The following is a 20,814-nucleotide window of genomic DNA, read 5'->3' on the forward strand; positions in this document are numbered from 1 at the left end:
TATTAATATTTAGTCTTCTTTATATGGTAGTTATGCCAACAAGCTATAAATAACAAAGATGAAAGCAAACAGAATCATTACGACTGCAGCCATGGCCATGCCCCGCTTTAGTTTCGGCGGGACACGATCCTTGGTCATAATTAATACTGCGCCTAGACAGAGGACTAGGACAACATAAATCGTGAGATTTTCGTTATTCATTTCCTGTTATACCTGTTTGAAAGCTGCAATGATGTTTTTGTACTCTTCTTCATTGTCTTTATAAGATTCCTTGTTGAAGCGGTTATTCACCCATTGCATCATCGCTGGACGACTCAGGAAGGTATGTGTTTCTTCTCCCCATTGATCGGAAATTTCGCGGAGTACAATGTAGCGGCCTTGAACTTCTACCGTCATCATATTCCATTTGTCTGTTTTGTATATTTCATGTTTTTTGATCATTATCATTACCACCCTGGCGATTTTTGGCTTTTGGCTCAATGATAACGCACTGGAGAAGGGAAAAGCAAATTAAATCATATATTAAGGGTTGGGTTTGATTGATTTGAACAGAAGATTGCAGTATACTATAGTTATACGCCATATATGGCGGTTATTTTTAGGAGGTTGTTCAATTGAAAGGTACAGTAAAATGGTTTAACGCAGAAAAAGGTTATGGTTTTCTTCAAGTAGAAGGCGGCGAAGATGTATTCGTACACTTCTCAGCAATTCAAGGTGAAGGATTCAAGACTTTGGACGAAGGTCAAGAAGTAGAATTCGACATCACTGATGGTAGTCGTGGACCGCAAGCTGAAAACGTAGTAAAATTATAAGAAACAGCAGGACAGTTAAGCTGTCTGCTACAAATATATAATTTACTTGGCAAGCCCTTGCAAGAGTGGTTACCAACTTACAGAACACAGTTCTTTCGGGAACTGTGTTTTTTTACGCCCACTATAGAAGTTATCCAAAATGAAAAAGGTCGTTACACTCCAGTGAAGGGGAGTGCAACGACCTTTTTGTATTATGAAATAATACCAACCCTAATTATAGGGAGGCTTTTTTGTTCTTTTTTCTGAAATTATTGATCGGATCCAGGTTGGATTTCAATAAATGCTGTCCCAGAAACCCTGCAAAAGCGAGTAAGCTGAAACCCGTAGCCACTATATAAAAAATATAACGCCCCGCCTCTTGATAAATAATGCCGCCAAAGGTACCGCTAAGCAGCCCAGACGCACTTGACCAAACGACGGTGAAAATGGCAAGACCTGTTGCCCGAAGGCGATCCGGAATAATCCGGGTGATATAACGGACAGATGTTACATAAAAAACACCAAATGATATACTGTGCATGGCTTGAATGGCAATCATTGAGCCCGGATGATCCGCTAGGGACATCAAAAGAAAACGCAGAGCATACATCAGACTCCCCAAGGCCAGCAAGGGCAATTCTTTGAATTTGTCGCCGTATCTGCTGAGGATAAATAATACAGGGATCTCACTAAGAGCTGACGCGAGCAGTGCCCAGCCAATGATTTCCTCACCAGCGCCTAGTTGTTTTAGACTGATCGTCAGAAAGGCTTCGTTCATTCTATGGCCTAACGCGAGTACAAACACACAGCCGAAGAACCACAGCACCTCTTTTTGCAACAATATATCTTTAAGTCCATTTTTGCTATTATCAGCTTCAGCTGTGTCCTTATCTTGATTCGTTGTTTCTATAACAGCAGGTTTTTTAACATCCTTAAGTCCTAGGGTAATTAAAAGTGCAGCAATAATGATGATGATACATAGGGTCAAGCTCCAAGTAGAGCCCAATGCTCTTAATGCATAGCCAACGGTTAGAGCAAAGAAAGAATAGCCTAAGGAGCCAAAAACGCGAATGGTAATGAAGTTCCGTCCGTGTCTTTCGGCAACTTTGATAGCCATTGTATCGGCAAGCGGAAAAACTGGGTAATAGAAGAAGTAGAAGAAGGACAAAATAAGCATGACAGATGAAAATTCCGTCGCTCTGGCTAATAGAAGACCAGTTACTAATTGACCCGCAAGTAATATGAACATGATCTTTCGAATGGTGCCTAACTTATCGCTTATCATACTCCAGAATAGATTGGATAGGATGGAGATAAGGGGGCCGAGGGAATACAAGTAGCCTATCTGAGAACTGCTAAACCCTAAATGTGTGTAGAATAAAGGAAAGTATGATACTACAAGGACGCTGGTACCATATATGGTAAAGAGAAAGGAACGCAGCCAGTTTTGATCGCTGTAAAGGCTGCCGGTCCGTTTTGAAAACATGGATTGCACTCCTCCGAAATTGAAATATGCCTAGTATAGCATAAAGCAATGAGGAGATGTTTTTAAAAACTGCTGTATTTCTGAATCTTTCATGATTTTACGAAAGTGATTTTGTTGTTTGTACAAATACGCCTGATCATATTATAATAAGTGGTGATTTGGATAAGGAGACAACAATGTGGAGGCACTGTCATTGAGTGAATTAGAGCAAGGCCGTTACCTTAGCCCGCGTGGTCCACTGGGACTTATGAACAGGGTCTATAAGTACGTGCTGCCGGAAGTGAGAGAATGTCTCCATTTCTGGCGCCAAGATGCGAACGGGATTCCCGATCCCGAGCTCCGGAAGCAAGCACTTGCCAGCATTGAAACTAAAGAGTTTCATTGCATAGGCGGTGGTATTTATGCCGCCGGCAATTTATCGATGAAACATATACTGATTCCGCTAATTGTTGCTTATCAAACTATCAGTGATTATCTGGACAACTTATGTGATCGCAGTACTTCGCTTGATCCTGCAGATTTCAGGCTGCTGCATCAATCTATGCTGGATGCTATTGATCCAAATGCTGAGCCAGGTAATTATTATGCGCTTCGAAGTGAACAGAATGACGGCGGATATTTGTACAGGCTGGTTCGCAAATGCCAAGAGATGATTTCTTTGTTGCCAGGTTATTCCGCTGCTGCAGCGGAGATTCGAGAACTGGCTGTGCTCTATACAGATTTACAAGTGTATAAGCACATCCGCCCGGAACTCAGGGAAACAGCCCTGAAGGAGTGGTGGGAGGAACAGGGCAGTCGAGCACCACATCTGCAATGGAATGAATTTTCGGCTGCAACGGGATCAACGCTAGGTGTATTTATGTTATTTCTATCCGCATGTGATCCGAAGCTGAACCAAGCTTCTGCGGCTTCGATTCGAGCCGCGTATTTTCCGCATGTATGTGGTCTGCACATTATGCTGGATTATCTGATTGATCAGGAAGAGGACCGAGCAGGCGGTGATCTTAATTTCTGCAATTATTATGATGACACGGATACCATGCTGAGTCGGATCGCTGCAATGGTTGAGTGGGCCCGTAAGGATGTTCGTAATCTTCCAGAGTCTTCGATGCATCGTATGGTGATTGAGGGATTGCTGGCACTTTATTTATCTGATCCGAAAGTTAGCGAACAGCGGGAAGTTCGCTCTGTATCTAAAAGCCTGATGAAAGGCAGTCCGCTTACAAGACTGTTCTTCTTCGCTAACAGCCGTTGGATACGCAAACGCTTTTTGTAACCATGTCGCGAAGTTATTTTTATAAGAAGTATCAGGCTTCGCACAATTTTAAGGAGGAACAACAGAATGTCTAAAATTCAAAAAATCGCAGTATTGACTAGTGGTGGAGATTCACAGGGAATGAACGCCGCTGTTCGTGCGGTTGTAAGAAGCGCACTTTATTTCGGTATTGAGGTATTTGGGGTGCAACGTGGTTATCAAGGTCTGCTGAATCGCGATATCTTCCCAATGGATCTTCGCAGTGTAGGAGATATTATTCAACGTGGCGGTACTGTTCTGCAGTCTGCAAGATGTCTGGAGTTCACGAAACCGGAAGGACAGCAAAAAGGCGCGGATATCCTTAATGAACTGGGTATCGATGGTCTAGTAGTTATCGGTGGAGATGGTTCCTATAAAGGAGCTAACAAATTAAGTAAACTCGGTATCAAGACTATGGCTTTGCCAGGTACGATTGATAACGATATCTCCTTCACAGACTACACTATCGGGTTTGATACAGCGGTTGGCGTTGTTGTAGACGCTATTAACAAGTTGCGTGACACTATGTCCTCCCATGAACGTTCTTCGATTGTAGAGGTTATGGGACGCCACTGTGGCGATATCGCGCTGCATGCTGGACTGGCTTCCGGAGCAGAAACAATTCTTGTGCCGGAAATGCCGTATGATTTGAATGAAGTTGCTGACCGGATGCGCGATAATTTTATCAGAGGTAAACGTCACAGTATCGTAATTGTTGCCGAAGGCGTTGGCAAAGGTGAAGATGTGGCTCAAGCTCTGAAAGACCGTCATGCTTCTCTGGATGCACGTGTTACTGTACTCGGACATATCCAACGTGGTGGAACACCAACTCCTGGAGACCGGAATTTGGCTAGCCGTCTTGGCGATTTTGCCGTACGTAAGCTAATCGAAGGTGAATCCGACAAGGCTTGTGGTATCATCAAAGGTGAATTAACCCTTACGGATATTGATCTCGTTGTAAATACGAAAAAGGGCTTTGACCTGGAGCTGTACGAGCTGGCTTCCCGTCTTTCCCAATAATTAGCGACCCTATATATAAAAAGGAACAGCTGCGAGATTCGCACTGTTCCTTTTTTGTGTAATATGGATCGTTAACTCTGTGGTTGTTCCTGTGTGTATTGTGCGGCATAACGCCGTTGAACTTTGATAAGCCGAGACAATAGCAGGGTCGCACCGATGGCAAGACCGGTAATAAGACCAATCCAGTAGCCGAATGCTCCTAGATCTGTGTAAGTTGCAAGTACATAACCTGTAGGTAAGCCAATTACCCAATAGGCAATAAAACAAATGATAAAGGCTGGGTTAACATCCTTATATCCGCGAAGCGCACCTTGAGTAGGTGTAGCAATCGCATCTGAGATTTGAAAAAAGATTGCATAGATCAGGAAATGCTGAATTAACGAGATGACATCGGGTTCATCTGAATATAGACCAGCTACATGATTTCCGGCAAACAAGAGTAATAAAGCTGTGGCCAGCGAAAGGATTGCCGCCAGTCCGATACCCATTATGGCATATTGGCGTGCATCCTTTTGTCTGCCAGACCCCGTCTCGAAGCCGACGAGGATGGTAAGGCTGATGCAAATACTGAGCGGAATCATATAAAGTGTTGTTGCAAAATTGATTGCTGCCTGATGCGCGGCAATTGTTACGGTATCAAATCGGCTCATTAACAAGGTTACAGCGGAAAAGACAGCTGTTTCGAAAAAAATCGAGAAACCGATGGGTACTCCGATTTTGAGCAAATCTTTAATGCTGTTTAACGATATAAAATAGAACTTACGGAATAATCTGAGATTTACAAAGGCCTGAGAACGATATATGAACAGTAGAGCAACGGCAAATATAACCCAATAGGTAATAGCTGAAGCGACCCCAGCACCAACGCCCCCGAGACGAGGGAATCCGAAGTTCCCGAAGATGAGCAAATAGTTCAAACCTACATTTACAGGCAAAGCTATTAGTGTAATACACATGGATACGCGTGTTTGCCCTAAAGCGTCTATACAGCTACGAAGTACCGTATATCCAAACAGGGGGATAATTCCGAACGAAATAGCACTGAGAAAGCGGAAAGCAACATCTCTTACACCAGACTCCAAGTTCATAAAATTAAGAATAGGTGACAAGGCAAAGCTGCCAATTAGCAAGACGATGATCGAAACAATCAGTGACAGCCAAATACCTTGTGTGACTTGAAAGGCAACATCCTTATCCTTTTTGCTCCCGATGAGCTGTGAAACAATAGGTGTGATCCCCATAAGAATACCGCTGAGACCGGTTTGGATTGGAATCCAAAGACTAGTTCCTATCGCAACTCCTGCCAGATCGACGGTTCCGAATTTACCGGACATATTAGTATCAAAGAAGGTGATCGCGGATAAAGCAATTTGTGTAACAAGGATTGGGAATAAAATATGAAAAAATTGTCCTGCCTTTTGTTTTAAAGAGGTGGTCTGTATCATAATTCTGTGCCTCATTCTTTATGATTTTTCAAGGAATAGGTTAAATAGTTCAATAAGTTTCCGTTAAAAGACCCGGCAGACGCCGGGTCTTTAGCATACATATATCAGATCAGCTATAAATAATAAGGGCTGTATTCATTGTTTTTCGTAATCAACATCGGCAGTATAGCGATTGTTGGCGTTCCAGAGAAGGAACTCATCCACGTTCTCATCTTTTAAAGCGCGGATTTGATCTTCCACCTGTTTTTTACCATATTTCACATAATGACCACTTCCGAGCCAGCTTGCTGTAAAGTCTTGAATCCAAGGCCGAATAACGGGTTTATAGCTGCCCAGTGGATCAAGCTTCTTATGTGTGTCAACCATGGAACCTTTAATTGTAGCGTAAGGATCTAAGTCGGGCTCTTTCACGCCAAACCAGCCGGTTGAATAGTGACTTGGATAAACCATTGGACTGATAACATCCACATTCTTGGATATTTTAACAAAGTCTTGGCCAATACCCTCAGCAGGGGCAGATGCGGCATATCCAAAAATATCTACGGACACACGGACACCAAGTGGAGCTAGCTCTGCTTTGGCATATTTAACAAAATTAGATACGATTTCTACGCGTGAATCACTGGTTTTAGTGTATTTAAGGGTTTCAGCGCGTTTTTCGAATCCTTCCGGAAAACGAACATAGTCGAACTGAATTTCTTTGAAGCCGAGCTTAACAGCTTCCTTGGCGATATCCACATTGTATTTCCACACATCTTCATTATAAGGATTAACAAAGCTGTCGCCGCCCTTATTCTTCCATACAGTGCCGTCAGTATTAACAAAAGACATCTGCGGGTTCTTCTTGGCAAGAATAGAATCTTTAAAAACAACAATCCGGGCGATAGGATAAACATCATGTTTCTTCAAACGTTCCATTAACTTATTGATATCTCCAATAAAAGGCTGAGGGTTACCGAGCTTCTGGAGGTCGGCATTATCGGTCTTATACGTGATATAACCCGCATCGTCCTTAATGTCTATAACCATTGAGTTAAGTTCGGTTTGGTCAAGCAATGTAAGCAGCTTTTCCATTCGTTCCCCACCAGCACTGTAGGCGGTAACATAAATGCCTTTTACTTTGGGTGCGTCTGGTTGTGGATCGGTGTGTAACATACTTTCTGAGTTTGTTGCTTCAGGTGAAGCGCTTGGAGCTGGAGTTGCTACATTCGAATTGTTGTTTTGTTGTGCAATGATGGGGGGATTCATGGCGGACTTCAAGGCGATCGCCACTTCAGCGTCATGTTGATTCTGTTGTACGCCTACGCTTCCCAAGGCCATCATCAGTAGAGCCCAGGTGATGTTCATTTGTTTTTCTCTCCCTTTATGTACTTTCCCCTAAATTATATAGGAACGGTTGCTCCCAAAAAGAACAGTGTTGTAACAATATTAGCTCAGATTGGGAATAAAAAACCGCCTTTGTTGTTTATAAACGAGATGTATGGATTCGAAACGGTATGAAAAAAGTAAATGCCGCCTTAAATCGGCAACAGGGCCGAACCCAAGGCGGCAACTATCAAGACTTCTCTTGCGGCTTGCTCATTGAAGATACGCAGAATTCTGATGTTCACAGATGCTGTAATGGATAATATCCATGGCATCTGCAGGTTCCAGAATACTTAGCCCGTCTCGCAGAACGATTACTGAATTTAATTCGTCCTGTTTGAGAAACGGCATCATATCAGGATACCACCTCATGACGATTGCTGACAGTTTTACCGTTTCCATTTCCACAAAAATCACCCTTTCCTTTTTCGATAGTTCTGAATAGATTCAGTGTTCATCGGAAAACGAAGTGCTTTGGAAAAAAGAGGGGTAAATCTCAATCTTTATGAAATTGTTAGGGTTCTGCGTGTGTATAATATATCATAATTCTGAGGTTGGTGCATTTTCCAATACTAGGAATTTTTATTTCCTCATTTTGTCTTTCCGGAAGGAACCCATAACACCAACTGTTTCAACAATATTTACAAAAGCTTGAGGATCTGTCGTGCGGATGATACGTTGCAGCTCTGCAAGTTCGTAGCGGGTTGTTACCGTCATTAGCATGTCCTTTTCAACGTGAGAATAAGCACCTTCTGTTTTAATCTTTGTGACACCTCGTTGAAGGCCTATTAGATGTTGCAGTAATTCATCTGTACGGTTTGTTACAATATATACGGTTACCTTTAAGTGGCTGATATGAATCATATCCAACACTTTACCTGTTACATATATAGATACCATTGATGAAAGTGCTAAATTCCAGTTCTGGTCAAGATAAGCGGCCGCCAGGATAACAAGTCCATTTAAACTTACTACTACATTGCCGACCGGGAAATCTCGGTATTTAGTGATAATTGAACCCAAGATGTCAAAACCTCCGGAAGAACCTCCTGCACGGAAGGAGATACCACAGCCAATCCCAACGAGAACTCCGCCAAACACAGAGGACAGCAGCATATCTGTAGCCACCAGATGCTCGGGAATCACTGTTAAGAACCAGGTTGTAAACACAACGGACAACATGCTCATAATAATAAATCTCCGGCCTAACTGGAACCAGCCTGCAGCCAGCAGAGGAATATTAAAGAGCAAGTATAGGAGGCTTATGTTTAATGGAGTGAAATAACCCACTAACATGGAAAGCCCAGATACACCACCACTTAGTAAACGGTGTGGAATTAAAAATAGATTAAATCCACTGGCGATCAGTGCTGCCCCTAAAAAAACAACCAAACAATTCAAAATCTGTCTTAACAAGTAAATCCACCCTTATATATATATTTAAAAAAATAAAACATGAAAGCAATGAAAAGAAAGGAACCCACTGGTATTCTCACATGTGTTTGTGATATAATGTATAGGATATTCTTGAGTAGAACGTTACAATGGTATTTTTGCATTGCATCGGATGTAAAGCTACAGTTGCTCAGGTACAACAAGGTACCTGATGATTAGGGAGGCTTTTCGTCCCAAAAGCGCTATATCATGCAGAAAATAGAGCATGATTGGACAGCCTATAAATGTGTTTACCGCTACTTAAGAATACAGACAAGCATGTGGAATGTCCACTGTATAGAAGGAGCATGAATAATTTGAAAACATTCGCAGAATTTGGCTTGGAGCCAAAAGTGCTACAAGCAATCACAGAGTTAGGATTTGAGGAGGCAACACCGATACAGGAACAGTCGATCCCATTAGCATTGACTGGGTCGGATCTGATCGGTCAAGCTCAGACTGGTACAGGTAAGACTGCTGCTTTTGGTATCCCCCTCATTTCGAAGATTAACCGTGAAGACGAAAAAATCTTGGCCCTTATTATGGCACCAACACGTGAGTTGGCCATCCAAGTGTCAGAAGAAATTGGCAAACTAAGCCGTTTCAAAGGTCTTCGCTCGTTGGCGATTTATGGCGGACAGGATATTGGACGTCAAATCCGTGGATTGAAAAAGAAACCACAAATCATTATTGGTACACCTGGTCGTTTGCTCGATCACATCAACCGTAAAACGATCCGTTTGGATGATGTTCAAACCGTTGTATTGGATGAAGCAGATGAAATGCTGGATATGGGCTTTATGGAAGATATTCAGACTATCCTGAAGCTCGTTCCTGTAGAACGTCAAACCATGTTGTTCTCTGCTACAATGCCACCAAACATTCAACGCCTAGCTCAACAATTTCTTAACAACCCGCAACATGTCTCCGTTATTCCGAAACAAATCAGTGCCCCACTGATTGATCAAGCTTATGTGGAAGTGCCTGAGCGTCAAAAGTTTGAAGCTCTTAGTCGTTTGATTGATATGGAATCACCTGAATTAGCTATCGTATTCGGACGTACTAAGCGCCGGGTTGATGAGCTTGCTGAAGCTTTGCAAAAACGCGGATATTCTGCTGATGGATTGCATGGTGACTTGTCACAGAACCAACGTGATGCTGTAATGCGTAAATTCCGTGATGGCAGCATTGACGTGCTGGTAGCTACTGACGTAGCGGCACGTGGTCTGGACGTATCCGGCGTAACTCACGTAATTAACTTTGACTTGCCACAAGATCCTGAAAGCTATGTACACCGTATTGGTCGTACAGGACGCGCAGGTAAAGAAGGTACGGCTTGGTCATTCGTTACTCCACGCGAAATTGATCACCTGCATTTGATCGAACGTGTTACTCGTCACCGGATTACTCGTAAACCTTTGCCAACAATGGCTGAAGCTATTGAAGGTAAACAACGCGTTACTGCTGAGCGTTTGCTTGAAGTGGTAGAAAGTGGAGAGTTGAACGAGTACAAAGGAATTTCTATTCAATTGCTTGAGCAATATGATTCCGTACAATTGTTGTCCGCAGCTATGAAGCTTCTCACTGGCGACAAGAAGGATTCCGCAATTGAATTGACTCCTGAAGATCCAATTCGTGCTAAACGTCGTGGTGGCAAAAACGATATCCGCAGTGGCCGTAAACCTAATGGTGGTTATGGCGGAAACCGTGGTACTTCCGGTGGCAGCGGTAGCGGTGGCGGATACCGTGGTAACCGTGATAATAACGGTGGCGGTAGTCGTGGTGGCTATAGCAGCGGTGGCAGCAACTACGGTAGCGGCAGTGGCGGCTATGGCGGTGGCTATAAAGGCAACCGTGATGGCGCACCAGCTCGTGACGGTGGTGCAAACCGCAGCGCAGAGCGTAAACCATACACTCGTCCAAGCAGCACGAGCACTCGTCCTGCAAAACGTGAAGATTTCGATAATTAATACTTCGTCAAGATACCAAAGAAGACGAGATGCCGCATTGCGGTTCTCGTCTTCTTTTTGCTGAAATATAAGGATGTTTGGTGAATTGTTATGTCCTTAGTAGGGCGCGAATTTGTTTTGTGTGATATTAGTATCCGAATGTACGAGTGATGATAACGAGCAAGATAAACAATACGAGGATCGTGCCTGTAGAAGTCCAACCGCCGAAGCCAACAGGTGTAGACATGAGATAACCTCCTTTAGAATGTGGGGATTTTGGTATTTCTTATGGTTACAATCCTAATATATGGACTATAAAGGCTTTACGTATAGACGATAGTCTATAATTCAGAAAGTTGGGCTATGGAAATGAGGAGGTCAAATGAGGTATAGTTAAGATATGTAGTATGTAAGAGACAGAGGAGGAAGGGAATTGGAGTTTAAAGGAGCAATGGGCGGCTTATACCGCGTGACAGAATGGATTTCACGTATCGCAGGCAGTAATATCTTATGGGCACTATGTTCCGCCCCGTTTTTGTTTTTTGGTGTTTTAAAGATGATTATGTTAGGGACAGGCGCAGGTGGAGCGAACGAGCAAATTACATTGAACTGGGCAATGGGGATTTTAGCGCCCTTTACGGTGTTTCCAGCTTCAGCCGCTTTATTTACCGTAGTGCGTAAATGGGTAATGGGGAATACGGATGTAGGAACTTTTCGTACATTTTTTCAGGGGTATAAAGAGAACTATGTAAAAAGTATGCTCGGAGGAGTTATCTATACATTGATGTTCGTTGTTATGTACGTTGATGTAACAGTTTACATGACACAAATGCCTAACTTCAGAATTGTTGGTATTTTGATGTTGGTGCTGATGATACTTTTGTCGGTATCCATGTTTAACTTCTTTTCCATTGTGGTTCATTACCAAATGGGCTTCAAGCAAGTGATGACCAATTCTATATTGCTGACTATAGCACGCCCAATTCGTGTGTTCTCTACATTGATTGCAGCCGCAGTTCTTGTTTATATCGGTCTTAGATATCCGGCTCTTTATTTCATTTGTATTCCAACGTTGATTGCAATGGCGGCCTTCTTTAACTTCTACGCTACTTATAATAAGCTACAGCTGCAAGTAGAAAAGAAGAAGCTGAAAGAGCAGGAAGAAGCAGAAGCAGCAGCATTGAACAATCGGAATGAATATGACGACGATGACGACGATGATGATGACTACGAGGATGAAATTGATGAAAAGGACACCAAACGCATTTAACAAAAAACTGGATTAGCGTTGGATATTTCCAGGTAATTAATTCCTGTGTAAAAATAAAGCGCATACAGGTTTACTTTTTCGTTAAAACGCAATATAATAATAACAAATCCTGCGATGTACGTTACGGTTACTCGTTGTTTTGAACCAATGATAATGTCTTGGGAGATCTACACGAAGCGCAGCTGAACCGCCCTGTCTATATGACTTGGGGAATTCAAAAACGTTTTCTGCGATCACCCACCTGCTCTAGCAGGTTCAGAAGACACTGTAGCCGGACGGCATAAGCGGGTTTTCTCTTGTTTAAGCCAAGGCGCCCTGTTTCCCGTGAATAATGGGAGCGGGCGCTTTTTTGTATGTCTGGAATAAAGGGAAAGTGAGTTATACCCTTTTGTTCCTGAGACAAGAGTGTTACACTTAGAATAATGAACTTGGGATTTGTAGAGGGGGAAGAATTTTGTCGTTAAAAAGAACCTTGGTTGGCTTATTCCGCAGTCATGATGGAACAAGCGACCGCGCCAAAGATCCGACATTAAAAACGCGTTATTACAATCTAACTAAAGACAAAGCATGGGAAGAAGTTTCATCGACTTTAAAGAAAGTTCCTGGATTTAAGGTGCTTCACGAAGTGGAGTCTGTAGGTGAGATTACTCTTGAGAAGAGAACGGCATTTGGCCGTACGCTGGACATTACGGTATCGGTGCTTAATACGACGCCTGTTCGTTGTGGTGTAGATATGTATTCTGCATCTAGAGGTTCACTTGGTGATCTCGGGGCGAATTACCGTGTGATTCAACGCTTGTATGCATCTTTGGACAAAAAATTAGGAAAATACAAAGCAGACTGATTTTTAGAGGCCCGTCAAACCCTTCTTGCTTAGGGATAGTATGAATGCGTTTACGTAAACGGTGAGCTGCTCAGTGTGTTATCGATAAATCTTTCTATTACAAAAAAAGCGGGAGAAGGATGGACCTTCTGCCGCTTTTTTAACAGAGATTATTAAGTATTGTTGTAATAACCGCTACTGATTGGAGAATTAGAGCAGCTTCTTCACAGCAGCAATAGCATCTTCATAGTTAGGGTGCTCGGTCATTTCACTCAAATATTCAACATATACGATCTTGTCGTTCTTATCCAGAACAAAAATGGAGCGCATATCTAAGCGGAATTCTTTAATCAGCACACCATAGGCTTGTCCGAATGAGGTTGCTTTGTGATCGGATAGAGTAATAACTCGATCGATGCCGGCAGCACCGCACCAGCGAGCTTGGGCAAACGGCAGGTCCGTGCTTACAGTGAGAATTACCACATCGTCACCAAGCTCTGCGGCTTCACTGTTGAACCGGCGGGTCTGTGCGTCACATACCCCGGTATCAAGAGAAGGGACAACACTGATCAGCTTGATTTTACCGGCATAATCACTTAGAGACACGTCTTCCAGGAGATTTTTGCTCAGAACAAAATCGGGTGCAGGATCACCAGTTGTTAGCTTAGGTCCTACGAGAGTGATGGGGTTGCCTTTAAAAGTAGCTACGCCTGTTTTTTCTTGCGTCATATCCTTGTTTTCCTCCTCGAATTATAATATTGGATTCTTACTGCCACAATAAATTATAATCTTAATAGCAGGAAGATGTCCAACCGGACAAGATATATATGTAAAGGGATGGGTGTTATGATATTTATTCGGTACGAAAATTGGAAAAGTTATGTCCGGTATTATCCGGTAACCTGTCTGCTCATATTGGCCAATGTGATCATGTTTATCCTGATGGCAGTTAACGGAGGATCAACAAATATTCAAACGCTTGTTGATTTTGGTGCTATAGTTGATGTGAGTCCGTACAAAGAGGAACTGTGGCGCTATCTGGCCGCTATTTTTTTACATAATGGGTTTTCCCATCTGTTCTTTAATTGCTTCGCTCTCCTGGTGTTTGCACCGCCTCTGGAGCGATTGCTGGGCTGGTGGCGTTATGCGCTGCTCTATCTGGTGGGCGGATTTCTGGCAAATGTGCTTACAATTGCGATTAGTGCTCGCTCAGTAGTAGAGTTTGGTACGGTCTCGGTTGGTGCTTCTGGAGCAATCTACGCCATTTATGGTGCATTTTTATACATTGCAGTTATTCAACGGGCCATGATGGATGAGGGCTCGCGTAAAACTTTATATGGATTGTTAATAATCGGGATCATTATGTCGTTTGCTACACCGAATGTGAATTGGGTTGCGCATCTCGGAGGTTTGGTTTCTGGCTTTTTCGTATATGGGCTAATTATTCGTATATTCAAAAAAAGCCTAAGACAGGGGCGATGATGGAGTGGAGCTAAGACAGCTGCAATATTTTTTAAAGGTAGCTCAAAAAGAACACGTAACAAGAGCGGCAGAAGAGCTTCATGTAGCGCAGTCTGCGGTAAGCCGTCAGATTCATCAGCTGGAGCAAGAGCTTGGGGTTGATCTATTCATGCAAAAAGGGCGCAATCTGCAGCTTACGCCTGTTGGACAGCTCTTTTGCAAGAAGGTTGAGAGTATCCTTAAAGAGTTGGAGCATTCGGTAAATGAGGTGCATGAATTTCTGGATCCTGAGCGTGGAGAGATTCGGATCGGATTCCCGCATAGTCTTGGCACACATCTCATCCCGACTATCGTTGCAGATTTTCGTAAATATTATCCTCATGTCAAATTTCGTTTTAAACAAGGATCTTACCCTTCTTTGATAAAAGACGTATTGTCTGGAGAAGTGGATTTAACTTTCATTTCGCCTTTTCCGGAGAATGATGAGCATGTCTCGGGGGATATTGTAATGACTGAAGAGTTGTTTGCGATTCTTCCGCAGAATCACAGGTTGGCAGGAGAGTCTGAGATCCGGTTGGAACAGCTGCAAAAAGAGAAGTTTGTTCTATTCAGCCAAGGCTATTCGTTAAGACCTATCGTTTGGCAAGCTTGCTTGCAGGCGGGATTTCAACCGCAGATTGCATTTGAAGGCGGAGAGACCGATACCATTCGTGGTTTGGTGGCCGCAGGGATGGGTGTAAGCCTGCTTCCGGAGATGGCGTTCTATCAGACGAATCCTCTTCAACCAGCTCAGGTGAGGGTTGTGGAGCCTGCGGTGACGAGAACGGTTGGCTTGATCTACCGTACAGATAGTAAATTGCCGCTGGTGGCACGTTCCTTTCGGACTTTTTTAATCTCCTACTTTAAAGCTAGACAAAATAATACCCCGGTCGGCTCTTAGCCTTCCGGGGTTTTTGTTGTTTAGAGGTATGCGATATTAGTCGCGGTTGCCTAAAAAGACGGTGATTAAGCGAAGCAGTTCAAGCAAGGATACTAGAGCAGCGGCAACATAAGTTAATGCAGCGGCGTTGAGAACCTTTGCTACTCCGCGTTCTTCTTCGTTACGGATGAAACCTTGTTCTACCATGACCTGACGAGCCCGGTTACTGGCGTTGAATTCTACAGGCAGGGTTACGAGCTGGAATGCAACAGCAGCTGAGAAGAAAATGATACCCAAGCCTATAAGATTAAAGTAACCGAAGATGAAACCTGCCATCAGCATGAAAGGCGCGACACCTGATGCGAAATTAACTACCGGGAACATCCGGTGACGAAGTGTCAACATAGGGTAACTTACTTTATGCTGAATCGCGTGGCCTACTTCGTGACAAGCGACAGAGATTGCAGAGATGGAGCTTTCATAATACACAGGCTCTGATAAGCGTACAACCCTGTGGATGGGGTCATAATGGTCTGAAAGTGTGCCTCTTACAGGTTCAATCGGAACATCGTGTAAGCCATTGGCGTCGAGCATACGTCTAGCTGCTTCATATCCAGTCAGGCCGTTCGAATTAGCTACCTTCGACCATTTGCTGAAGGTTCCTTTAACTCTAAACTGTGCCCACAATGAGAAAAGAAAGGCAATAATTACTAACAGGTACATAAACATAGGTGCATTCCTCCACTGTATTGTAAATATGGTATTTACATTGGCGGTCCTTGCGTAAGCAATAGCCGGATCGCTTCCATGCAGGCTAATCCCTGAGGGAGCAGATTTGAAAGTACGCGACTGGCCTGTCCTGGCTTCAAACCACTTATAAGAGGTTCAAGGGCTTTTACTTCCCGTTCTAGCCGCTGCATTTGCTGCTCTAACTCGACTAATTTATCAGAGACGTCGGTTTCTGGTGTTGCCTCATTCCATTTGCCTAGCATAGATTTGATTTCTTCCAATGAATACTTGTCATGCTTTAATTGAGTAATACGTTCTAAAGCAGCCAAGGTTTCATGGCTGTATAGCCGATAATTTTTGGTGCTTCTAGATTCCGGGGAGATTAATCCCAGTTTCGTGTAATAATCAATAGTTCGTTCACTAATGTGAGCAGCCTTAGCTAATTCTCCAATTCGATACAAAATCATATCCCCATTTAATCTCGCCTCACTAATTGAATACGACTGCCGATAAGTGGCGGTCATCTTCTAAATTGATGGTTTCTTATGCTATCTGTAATGATAACAAACTGGAAACCATACAGTCAAACGTCATACTTTCATAAAGTATATGCAGCAAAGAAGGGTTAATTCATGAACGGTGATCTGTAGTTTCTATACAATACACTCAAACTCAAAGGGATATCAAATTTGAAGAATGATTGGGGATGAAAACTATAAGTTACCCCAATACATAACATTAAATGTTATGTATTTTGTGATTTTGGTAAAAGATGCGTTCAATAATTAGGTAATATATAGGTAATATAAATGAGATTGTACACGTAGTTATTTTAATGAAAATGCAGCTAGAATCAGGCCTTTAGGACCTCTAGTCCATTAGTACTGTGAAAATTTCGTGTGCTCAAATAAAATAAAATAAAAACATTCCCAAAATAGTCTTGTCAATTTACCTGACTTCTGATTATAATGACATTAAGAGTTTCACGCTTTGTTAGAAAATATAACATTGGGGAGTGGGGTAAAAATGAAAAAGAAATGGTTGATGATGTTACTGGCCATGATTACACTGATGATTTATCCGGTAAGTGCTTTTGCAGCGGACGGTCCGACGAACGTTGACTTACAAGTCGGATTGGACACAGCGTTTACCTTCCTGGCATTCATTTTAGTATTCTTTATGCAAGCAGGGTTTGCAATGCTCGAAGCGGGTTCGGTTCGGATGAAGAATGCAGGGCACGTAGCAGGTAAGACAGTACTCACCCTGGCTATCGCAAGTCTTTGCTTCTGGGCTATCGGCTTTGGACTTGGTTTCGGTAACGGCAATGGCTTCTTCGGTACTACAGGCTTCTTGTACGGAGGAGATTCAACCGCAGCTTCTTTTGAATCACTTGCATTTTCTGATGTTACTTTAAATGTTAAATTCTTATTCCAAATGGCCTTTGCAGCAGTTTCCTTGGCTATCGTATCTGGTGGTATGGCAGAACGTGCGAAGCTAAGTGTGTATATCATTTTCGGAATTTTGTTCTCCGTCGTAATTTATCCAGTTGTAGCTCACTGGGTATGGGGCGGTGGCTGGTTGGCTGAGCTGGGAATGCAAGATTATGCAGGTTCCACAGTTGTCCATCTTACAGGTGCAACGGCAGCAGTGGTAGCAACCATATTGCTTAAGCCTCGGCTTGGTAAGTTTAATAAAGAAGGAAAACCAGTGATTATTCCAGGTCATAACCAAGTATTTACTGTACTCGGTGTTATTATCCTCTGGTTTGGTTGGTTCGGATTCAATCCAGGTAGTGCTTTGTCCCCAATGGGCGGTTTCTTCGGTCACGTAGCCCTAACAACGAACATCGCAGCAGCAGCAGGTGGTTTGGCGGCATTGATTGCTTCTTGGTTGTACTTTGGTAAGTCTGATATTCCAGCAATGCTGAATGGTGTTCTGGCTGCATTGGTTGCAATCACAGGAGCGTGTGCTTTCGTTGATCCATGGGCAGCAATCATTATTGGTTTTGTAGCCGGTGCTTTTACATTCATGACTTCCCAATGGCTGGAACGTGCAGGGCTTGATGATCCAATCTATGCTTTCTCGGTGCATGGTATTGCGGGGATGTGGGGTGCAGTTTCAACGGGTCTGTTCGCTGTACCTGAGCTTATTACTAAAGGCGGCTTGGTAGGTGAAGCTGGGTTGTTCTACGGTGGCGGTTTCCATCAACTAGGGGTTCAAGTGCTGGGTGTGGTTGGAACATTTGTTTTCGTAGCCGTTCTTTCTTTCATCATCTTATATGTAATGAAGGTAACTATCGGACTTCGTGTTACAGAAGAAGAAGAATTGATGGGTCTGGATATCAGTGAGCATGGTACTTACGGATACCCTGAACAAATGAAATTGATCGCAGATTCGGAATCCAAAACCCTTAAACAATAATATTTCACCTCGGACAGGGAGGCGGACCGTGTGGCATCGATGGAGTTAACAGATGAGTATAATGAAGAAAGCTTTAGGACCATCGTATTGGCCGGTTCGTCAGAGGAGCTTAGGGAGAGGCGTGTTGCCTGTCAAAAAGTACTTCTCGAACAGTTGAATGTTATTCCTATAGAGGAATGGATGTTCCGTGTGAATACTATGCATGATCTTATTGCCCAAACCGCAGTACTCATATGTGAGGCGCAGTTGAAAGAGGCGGGCTATGGCCCGCCTCCCTGTGCCTATTCCTTTATTGTGTTTGGCAGCAGTGGGAGGCAGGAGGCAACGCTTTGGAGCGATCAGGATAATGGCCTGATAGTCGAAGGAGAGCCTGATGGGGAAAAAAATCGCTATTTCGAATTTTTCGGAACTTTGTTATCCGATATGCTTGAAGAAGTAGGGTATGAGAAATGTGCGGGGAAGGTGATGTGCTCCCAAGTTATGTGGCGTAAGACATTATCTGAATGGATAGAGCAGCTTGATAGCTGGAGAAATCAGTTGGAATGGGAGCCGATCCGGTATCTTATTATCTCTTCTGATATGCGTCATGTGGCAGGAAGCGTGGAGTTATCAGCGAAGTGGCAAGAAGCTTTCTATGAAGGCTTTCCGGACAATGAGCAGCTGTCTAATGCTGTTCTTCGCAATACAGTACGCCATAAAGCGACTTTGAATTTACTGGGACAGGTGTTAACAGAGCGGTTTGGTGATTATGCAGGCGGATTTGATGTTAAGTATGGGGTCTATATTCCGTTAGTGAACATTGTTAGACGGTTGTCCTTACTACATGGCATTAGAGCTGGCTCGACATTAGAGCGGATTGAAGCGCTTGATAGGCTTGGGAAATATCAACATTTAGAGGATATTCGCAGAGCTTTCTTATTAGCAATGCGGTTGCGAGTGAACACGCCATATAGTGTTCAGGATGGATTGTTAATCAGCAGTGATTATGTAGCTGAGAGTGAATTGAAGAATAAGCAGCTGCTGTCTGAGCTGCGTGAAAGCCTGCTGCTTGTCAGACGCCTTCACCGGGCGCTGCAGCGTCAGCTCCGCTCAGCGGAAAGGTGGCGGTCATGAGGGAGCCGAACAAAAGCGGAGGATTCTGGAGTAATCTAAGACAAGGTGGAATGCCCTCGGCTATCGCTTCGATGAGAGGTGGGGAAACTGCGCAACAGACTGCGCAGCAAATGGCCTTTATTCGATCTTTGATGCGAGAGAAGCGGCGTCCTGAGGTCCTGCATACCCCATTGTCTGAACTAGAGACAGTGATCTTTGATTTAGAGACGACAGGCTTTTCCCATCAGCATGGGGATGAGATTATGTCTTTTGGAGCCGTCAAGGTTGTTGGAGAGCAGATTAAAGAAGAAGAATGCTTTTATACACTGGTGAACTGTCAGACGGCTATTCCGGAGGATATTACAAGGCTGACTGGGATTACGGAAGAAATGACACAATCCGCTCCCTCCTTAATGGATGGTCTTCATAATTTTATGTCCTTTGTAGGTCAGAATGTGCTGGTGGCACATGCAAGCTCACATGATAAGGCTTTTCTTAATGCTGCTTTATGGAAAACCTCTAAAGTTCAGCTTACACACCGTGTGCTGGACACGATGATGTTAGCGCGTTGGCTTGAGCCACAACGAAGTAATTATTCGCTGGATGAGCTGCTATATGTGCACGAAATTCCGATTCATAGCCGTCATCATGCCTTGGAAGACGCAAAGATGACAGCGCAGCTGTGGGTGATCTACCTTCGGGAAATTTCGGAGCGCGGCCAAGTGGATACCTTGGGAGATCTCTATGCTTATTTAAGTAGAACGTGAAGCGGGGCTTGGGATAAACCGCGGGACAAATTACCGTGGTCATCAGGCAAACGCTCAATATAAAATCCGTTCAGAATTGGATTGCCGCTGTCTTTGGTGTTGGGAGAACCTATAAGATAGAGGGCAAACTCAGGTCCTAGTGCTGTTAATCCTTTATAATCGGCAACTGAAGGGATAGGTGCTGAATGTGGGTGGGAATGAAATAGACCGATGATTGTCGGTTCGTTGTAAAGAACATTAATCCACTCTTCGGGGTGGGGAGTGAAGGTGTGCAGCGGGTCTGGCGCTACGTTGCGCAAGGGTACGTAAGTATCAATGAGCATGCCACCCGCTGCGGCAGCACCCAGCAGGACTCCGCATGCTTCATGCGGATAACAGGACAGCAGGTGCTTCCCCAGTGCTTGCTGTACGGAATATTTCAGTCTTATTGGCTGGACATTTCCCTGGAATGCTGCCATTTGTTCACCCCTCTCTCTTCTTTAGGGTTTCGTCGCAGACGAAACCCTCTTTTTTATTATAAAAGTATATATTATTGTGTAAAATATGAA

At 43.6% G+C, this 20,814-nt stretch carries 23 protein-coding genes and 1 other RNA gene; 12 read left to right on the forward strand and 12 right to left on the reverse strand.

Going from position 1 to position 20,814, the window contains the following annotated elements:
• Positions 1 to 30: 30 nt before the first annotated feature.
• Positions 31 to 201 carry a hypothetical protein gene (locus tag NSQ50_RS10005; protein ID WP_036689267.1) on the reverse strand — a complete coding sequence of 57 codons (171 nt, stop codon included), beginning with the start codon at positions 199 to 201 and terminating at the stop codon, positions 31 to 33.
• A 6-nt stretch (positions 202 to 207) separates the two neighbouring features.
• Positions 208 to 441: a hypothetical protein gene (locus NSQ50_RS10010; RefSeq protein ID WP_036689271.1), complete on the reverse strand. Its 234-nt coding sequence runs from the start codon at positions 439 to 441 to the stop codon at positions 208 to 210.
• A gap of 173 nt (positions 442 to 614) precedes the next feature.
• Between NSQ50_RS10010 and NSQ50_RS10015 the strand changes: the two genes are divergently transcribed.
• Positions 615 to 812 (forward strand): cold shock domain-containing protein, encoded by a 198-nt coding sequence (locus NSQ50_RS10015; RefSeq protein WP_036689272.1) that lies wholly within the window; start codon positions 615 to 617, stop codon positions 810 to 812.
• Positions 813 to 1,026: 214 nt separating this feature from the next.
• Here NSQ50_RS10015 and NSQ50_RS10020 read toward each other — a convergent pair whose 3' ends face one another.
• Positions 1,027 to 2,277 carry an MFS transporter gene (locus NSQ50_RS10020; protein ID WP_076223255.1) on the reverse strand — a complete coding sequence of 417 codons (1,251 nt, stop codon included), beginning with the start codon at positions 2,275 to 2,277 and terminating at the stop codon, positions 1,027 to 1,029.
• Positions 2,278 to 2,470: 193 nt separating this feature from the next.
• Here NSQ50_RS10020 and NSQ50_RS10025 point away from each other — a divergent pair, with 193 nt between their 5' ends.
• On the forward strand, positions 2,471 to 3,553 hold the full coding sequence (locus NSQ50_RS10025; protein ID WP_036689648.1) for a tetraprenyl-beta-curcumene synthase family protein: 1,083 nt from the start codon (positions 2,471 to 2,473) through the stop codon (positions 3,551 to 3,553).
• 66 nt (positions 3,554 to 3,619) lie between these two features.
• A complete protein-coding gene (pfkA, locus tag NSQ50_RS10030) occupies positions 3,620 to 4,591 on the forward strand; it encodes a 6-phosphofructokinase (protein WP_036689277.1) in 972 nt (323 codons plus the stop codon).
• Positions 4,592 to 4,662: 71 nt separating this feature from the next.
• Here pfkA and NSQ50_RS10035 read toward each other — a convergent pair whose 3' ends face one another.
• The 4 genes from NSQ50_RS10035 to NSQ50_RS10050 form a co-directional block, all read right to left on the reverse strand.
• Complete coding sequence (locus NSQ50_RS10035) at positions 4,663 to 6,036, reverse strand: MATE family efflux transporter (RefSeq protein ID WP_036689279.1); 1,374 nt, start codon at positions 6,034 to 6,036, stop codon at positions 4,663 to 4,665.
• 135 nt (positions 6,037 to 6,171) lie between these two features.
• Positions 6,172 to 7,383 carry a putative glycoside hydrolase gene (locus NSQ50_RS10040; RefSeq protein ID WP_076223253.1) on the reverse strand — a complete coding sequence of 404 codons (1,212 nt, stop codon included), beginning with the start codon at positions 7,381 to 7,383 and terminating at the stop codon, positions 6,172 to 6,174.
• 231 nt (positions 7,384 to 7,614) lie between these two features.
• Positions 7,615 to 7,803 (reverse strand): hypothetical protein, encoded by a 189-nt coding sequence (locus NSQ50_RS10045; RefSeq protein WP_036689649.1) that lies wholly within the window; start codon positions 7,801 to 7,803, stop codon positions 7,615 to 7,617.
• 180 nt (positions 7,804 to 7,983) lie between these two features.
• Entirely contained in the window at positions 7,984 to 8,817 is an 834-nt protein-coding gene (locus NSQ50_RS10050) for a YitT family protein (protein WP_036689285.1), read from the reverse strand.
• A 335-nt stretch (positions 8,818 to 9,152) separates the two neighbouring features.
• On the opposite strand from NSQ50_RS10050, the gene NSQ50_RS10055 reads away from it, so the two are divergent.
• Positions 9,153 to 10,805 (forward strand): DEAD/DEAH box helicase, encoded by a 1,653-nt coding sequence (locus NSQ50_RS10055; RefSeq protein ID WP_036689288.1) that lies wholly within the window; start codon positions 9,153 to 9,155, stop codon positions 10,803 to 10,805.
• Positions 10,806 to 10,932: 127 nt separating this feature from the next.
• Here NSQ50_RS10055 and NSQ50_RS10060 read toward each other — a convergent pair whose 3' ends face one another.
• Positions 10,933 to 11,031: a hypothetical protein gene (locus NSQ50_RS10060; RefSeq protein WP_036689290.1), complete on the reverse strand. Its 99-nt coding sequence runs from the start codon at positions 11,029 to 11,031 to the stop codon at positions 10,933 to 10,935.
• Positions 11,032 to 11,217: 186 nt separating this feature from the next.
• On the opposite strand from NSQ50_RS10060, the gene NSQ50_RS10065 reads away from it, so the two are divergent.
• From NSQ50_RS10065 to NSQ50_RS10075, 3 genes are all read left to right on the forward strand, one after another.
• Positions 11,218 to 12,054, forward strand: coding sequence for a YesL family protein (locus NSQ50_RS10065; RefSeq protein ID WP_036689293.1), 837 nt, complete (start codon positions 11,218 to 11,220; stop codon positions 12,052 to 12,054).
• Positions 12,055 to 12,157: 103 nt separating this feature from the next.
• A non-coding RNA gene (gene ssrS / locus NSQ50_RS10070) (6S RNA) lies at positions 12,158 to 12,349 on the forward strand.
• A gap of 159 nt (positions 12,350 to 12,508) precedes the next feature.
• Positions 12,509 to 12,898, forward strand: a complete 390-nt coding sequence (locus NSQ50_RS10075) for a DUF1499 domain-containing protein (RefSeq protein WP_036689295.1) — start codon at positions 12,509 to 12,511, stop codon at positions 12,896 to 12,898.
• 189 nt (positions 12,899 to 13,087) lie between these two features.
• Here NSQ50_RS10075 and tpx read toward each other — a convergent pair whose 3' ends face one another.
• A complete protein-coding gene (gene tpx / locus NSQ50_RS10080) occupies positions 13,088 to 13,606 on the reverse strand; it encodes a thiol peroxidase (RefSeq protein ID WP_038569826.1) in 519 nt (172 codons plus the stop codon).
• Between the two features lie 117 nt (positions 13,607 to 13,723).
• Between tpx and NSQ50_RS10085 the strand changes: the two genes are divergently transcribed.
• Together NSQ50_RS10085 and NSQ50_RS10090 are read left to right on the forward strand one after the other, a co-directional pair.
• Positions 13,724 to 14,359: a rhomboid family intramembrane serine protease gene (locus tag NSQ50_RS10085; protein ID WP_076223329.1), complete on the forward strand. Its 636-nt coding sequence runs from the start codon at positions 13,724 to 13,726 to the stop codon at positions 14,357 to 14,359.
• Between the two features lie 4 nt (positions 14,360 to 14,363).
• Positions 14,364 to 15,278, forward strand: a complete 915-nt coding sequence (locus tag NSQ50_RS10090) for a LysR family transcriptional regulator (RefSeq protein ID WP_036689300.1) — start codon at positions 14,364 to 14,366, stop codon at positions 15,276 to 15,278.
• Between the two features lie 36 nt (positions 15,279 to 15,314).
• Here NSQ50_RS10090 and NSQ50_RS10095 read toward each other — a convergent pair whose 3' ends face one another.
• Together NSQ50_RS10095 and NSQ50_RS10100 are read right to left on the reverse strand one after the other, a co-directional pair.
• Entirely contained in the window at positions 15,315 to 15,986 is a 672-nt protein-coding gene (locus NSQ50_RS10095) for a zinc metallopeptidase (RefSeq protein ID WP_036689302.1), read from the reverse strand.
• 35 nt (positions 15,987 to 16,021) lie between these two features.
• The gene (locus tag NSQ50_RS10100; protein WP_036689305.1) at positions 16,022 to 16,453 is read right to left on the reverse strand and encodes a MerR family transcriptional regulator; all 432 of its coding nucleotides are present in this window, start codon (positions 16,451 to 16,453) and stop codon (positions 16,022 to 16,024) included.
• A gap of 559 nt (positions 16,454 to 17,012) precedes the next feature.
• Between NSQ50_RS10100 and NSQ50_RS10105 the strand changes: the two genes are divergently transcribed.
• Genes NSQ50_RS10105 through NSQ50_RS10115 form a run of 3 tightly spaced genes read left to right on the forward strand, consistent with a single transcriptional unit; the run spans position 17,013 to position 20,266 of the window.
• Positions 17,013 to 18,407 carry an ammonium transporter gene (locus NSQ50_RS10105; protein WP_036689307.1) on the forward strand — a complete coding sequence of 465 codons (1,395 nt, stop codon included), beginning with the start codon at positions 17,013 to 17,015 and terminating at the stop codon, positions 18,405 to 18,407.
• 39 nt (positions 18,408 to 18,446) lie between these two features.
• Positions 18,447 to 19,520 carry a DUF294 nucleotidyltransferase-like domain-containing protein gene (locus NSQ50_RS10110; protein ID WP_076098509.1) on the forward strand — a complete coding sequence of 358 codons (1,074 nt, stop codon included), beginning with the start codon at positions 18,447 to 18,449 and terminating at the stop codon, positions 19,518 to 19,520.
• Complete coding sequence (locus NSQ50_RS10115) at positions 19,517 to 20,266, forward strand: exonuclease domain-containing protein (RefSeq protein ID WP_076223250.1); 750 nt, start codon at positions 19,517 to 19,519, stop codon at positions 20,264 to 20,266. The genes NSQ50_RS10110 and NSQ50_RS10115 overlap by 4 nt, the downstream gene beginning before the upstream one ends.
• On the opposite strand, the gene NSQ50_RS10120 is transcribed toward NSQ50_RS10115, so the two are convergent.
• A complete protein-coding gene (locus NSQ50_RS10120) occupies positions 20,248 to 20,724 on the reverse strand; it encodes a M67 family metallopeptidase (RefSeq protein ID WP_051491608.1) in 477 nt (158 codons plus the stop codon). The two genes, NSQ50_RS10115 and NSQ50_RS10120, sit on opposite strands and share 19 nt — an antisense overlap.
• Positions 20,725 to 20,814: the final 90 nt, after the last annotated feature.

Source organism: Paenibacillus sp. FSL R10-2788 (assembly GCF_038003885.1).
Taxonomy (GTDB): domain Bacteria; phylum Bacillota; class Bacilli; order Paenibacillales; family Paenibacillaceae; genus Paenibacillus_AQ; species Paenibacillus_AQ odorifer.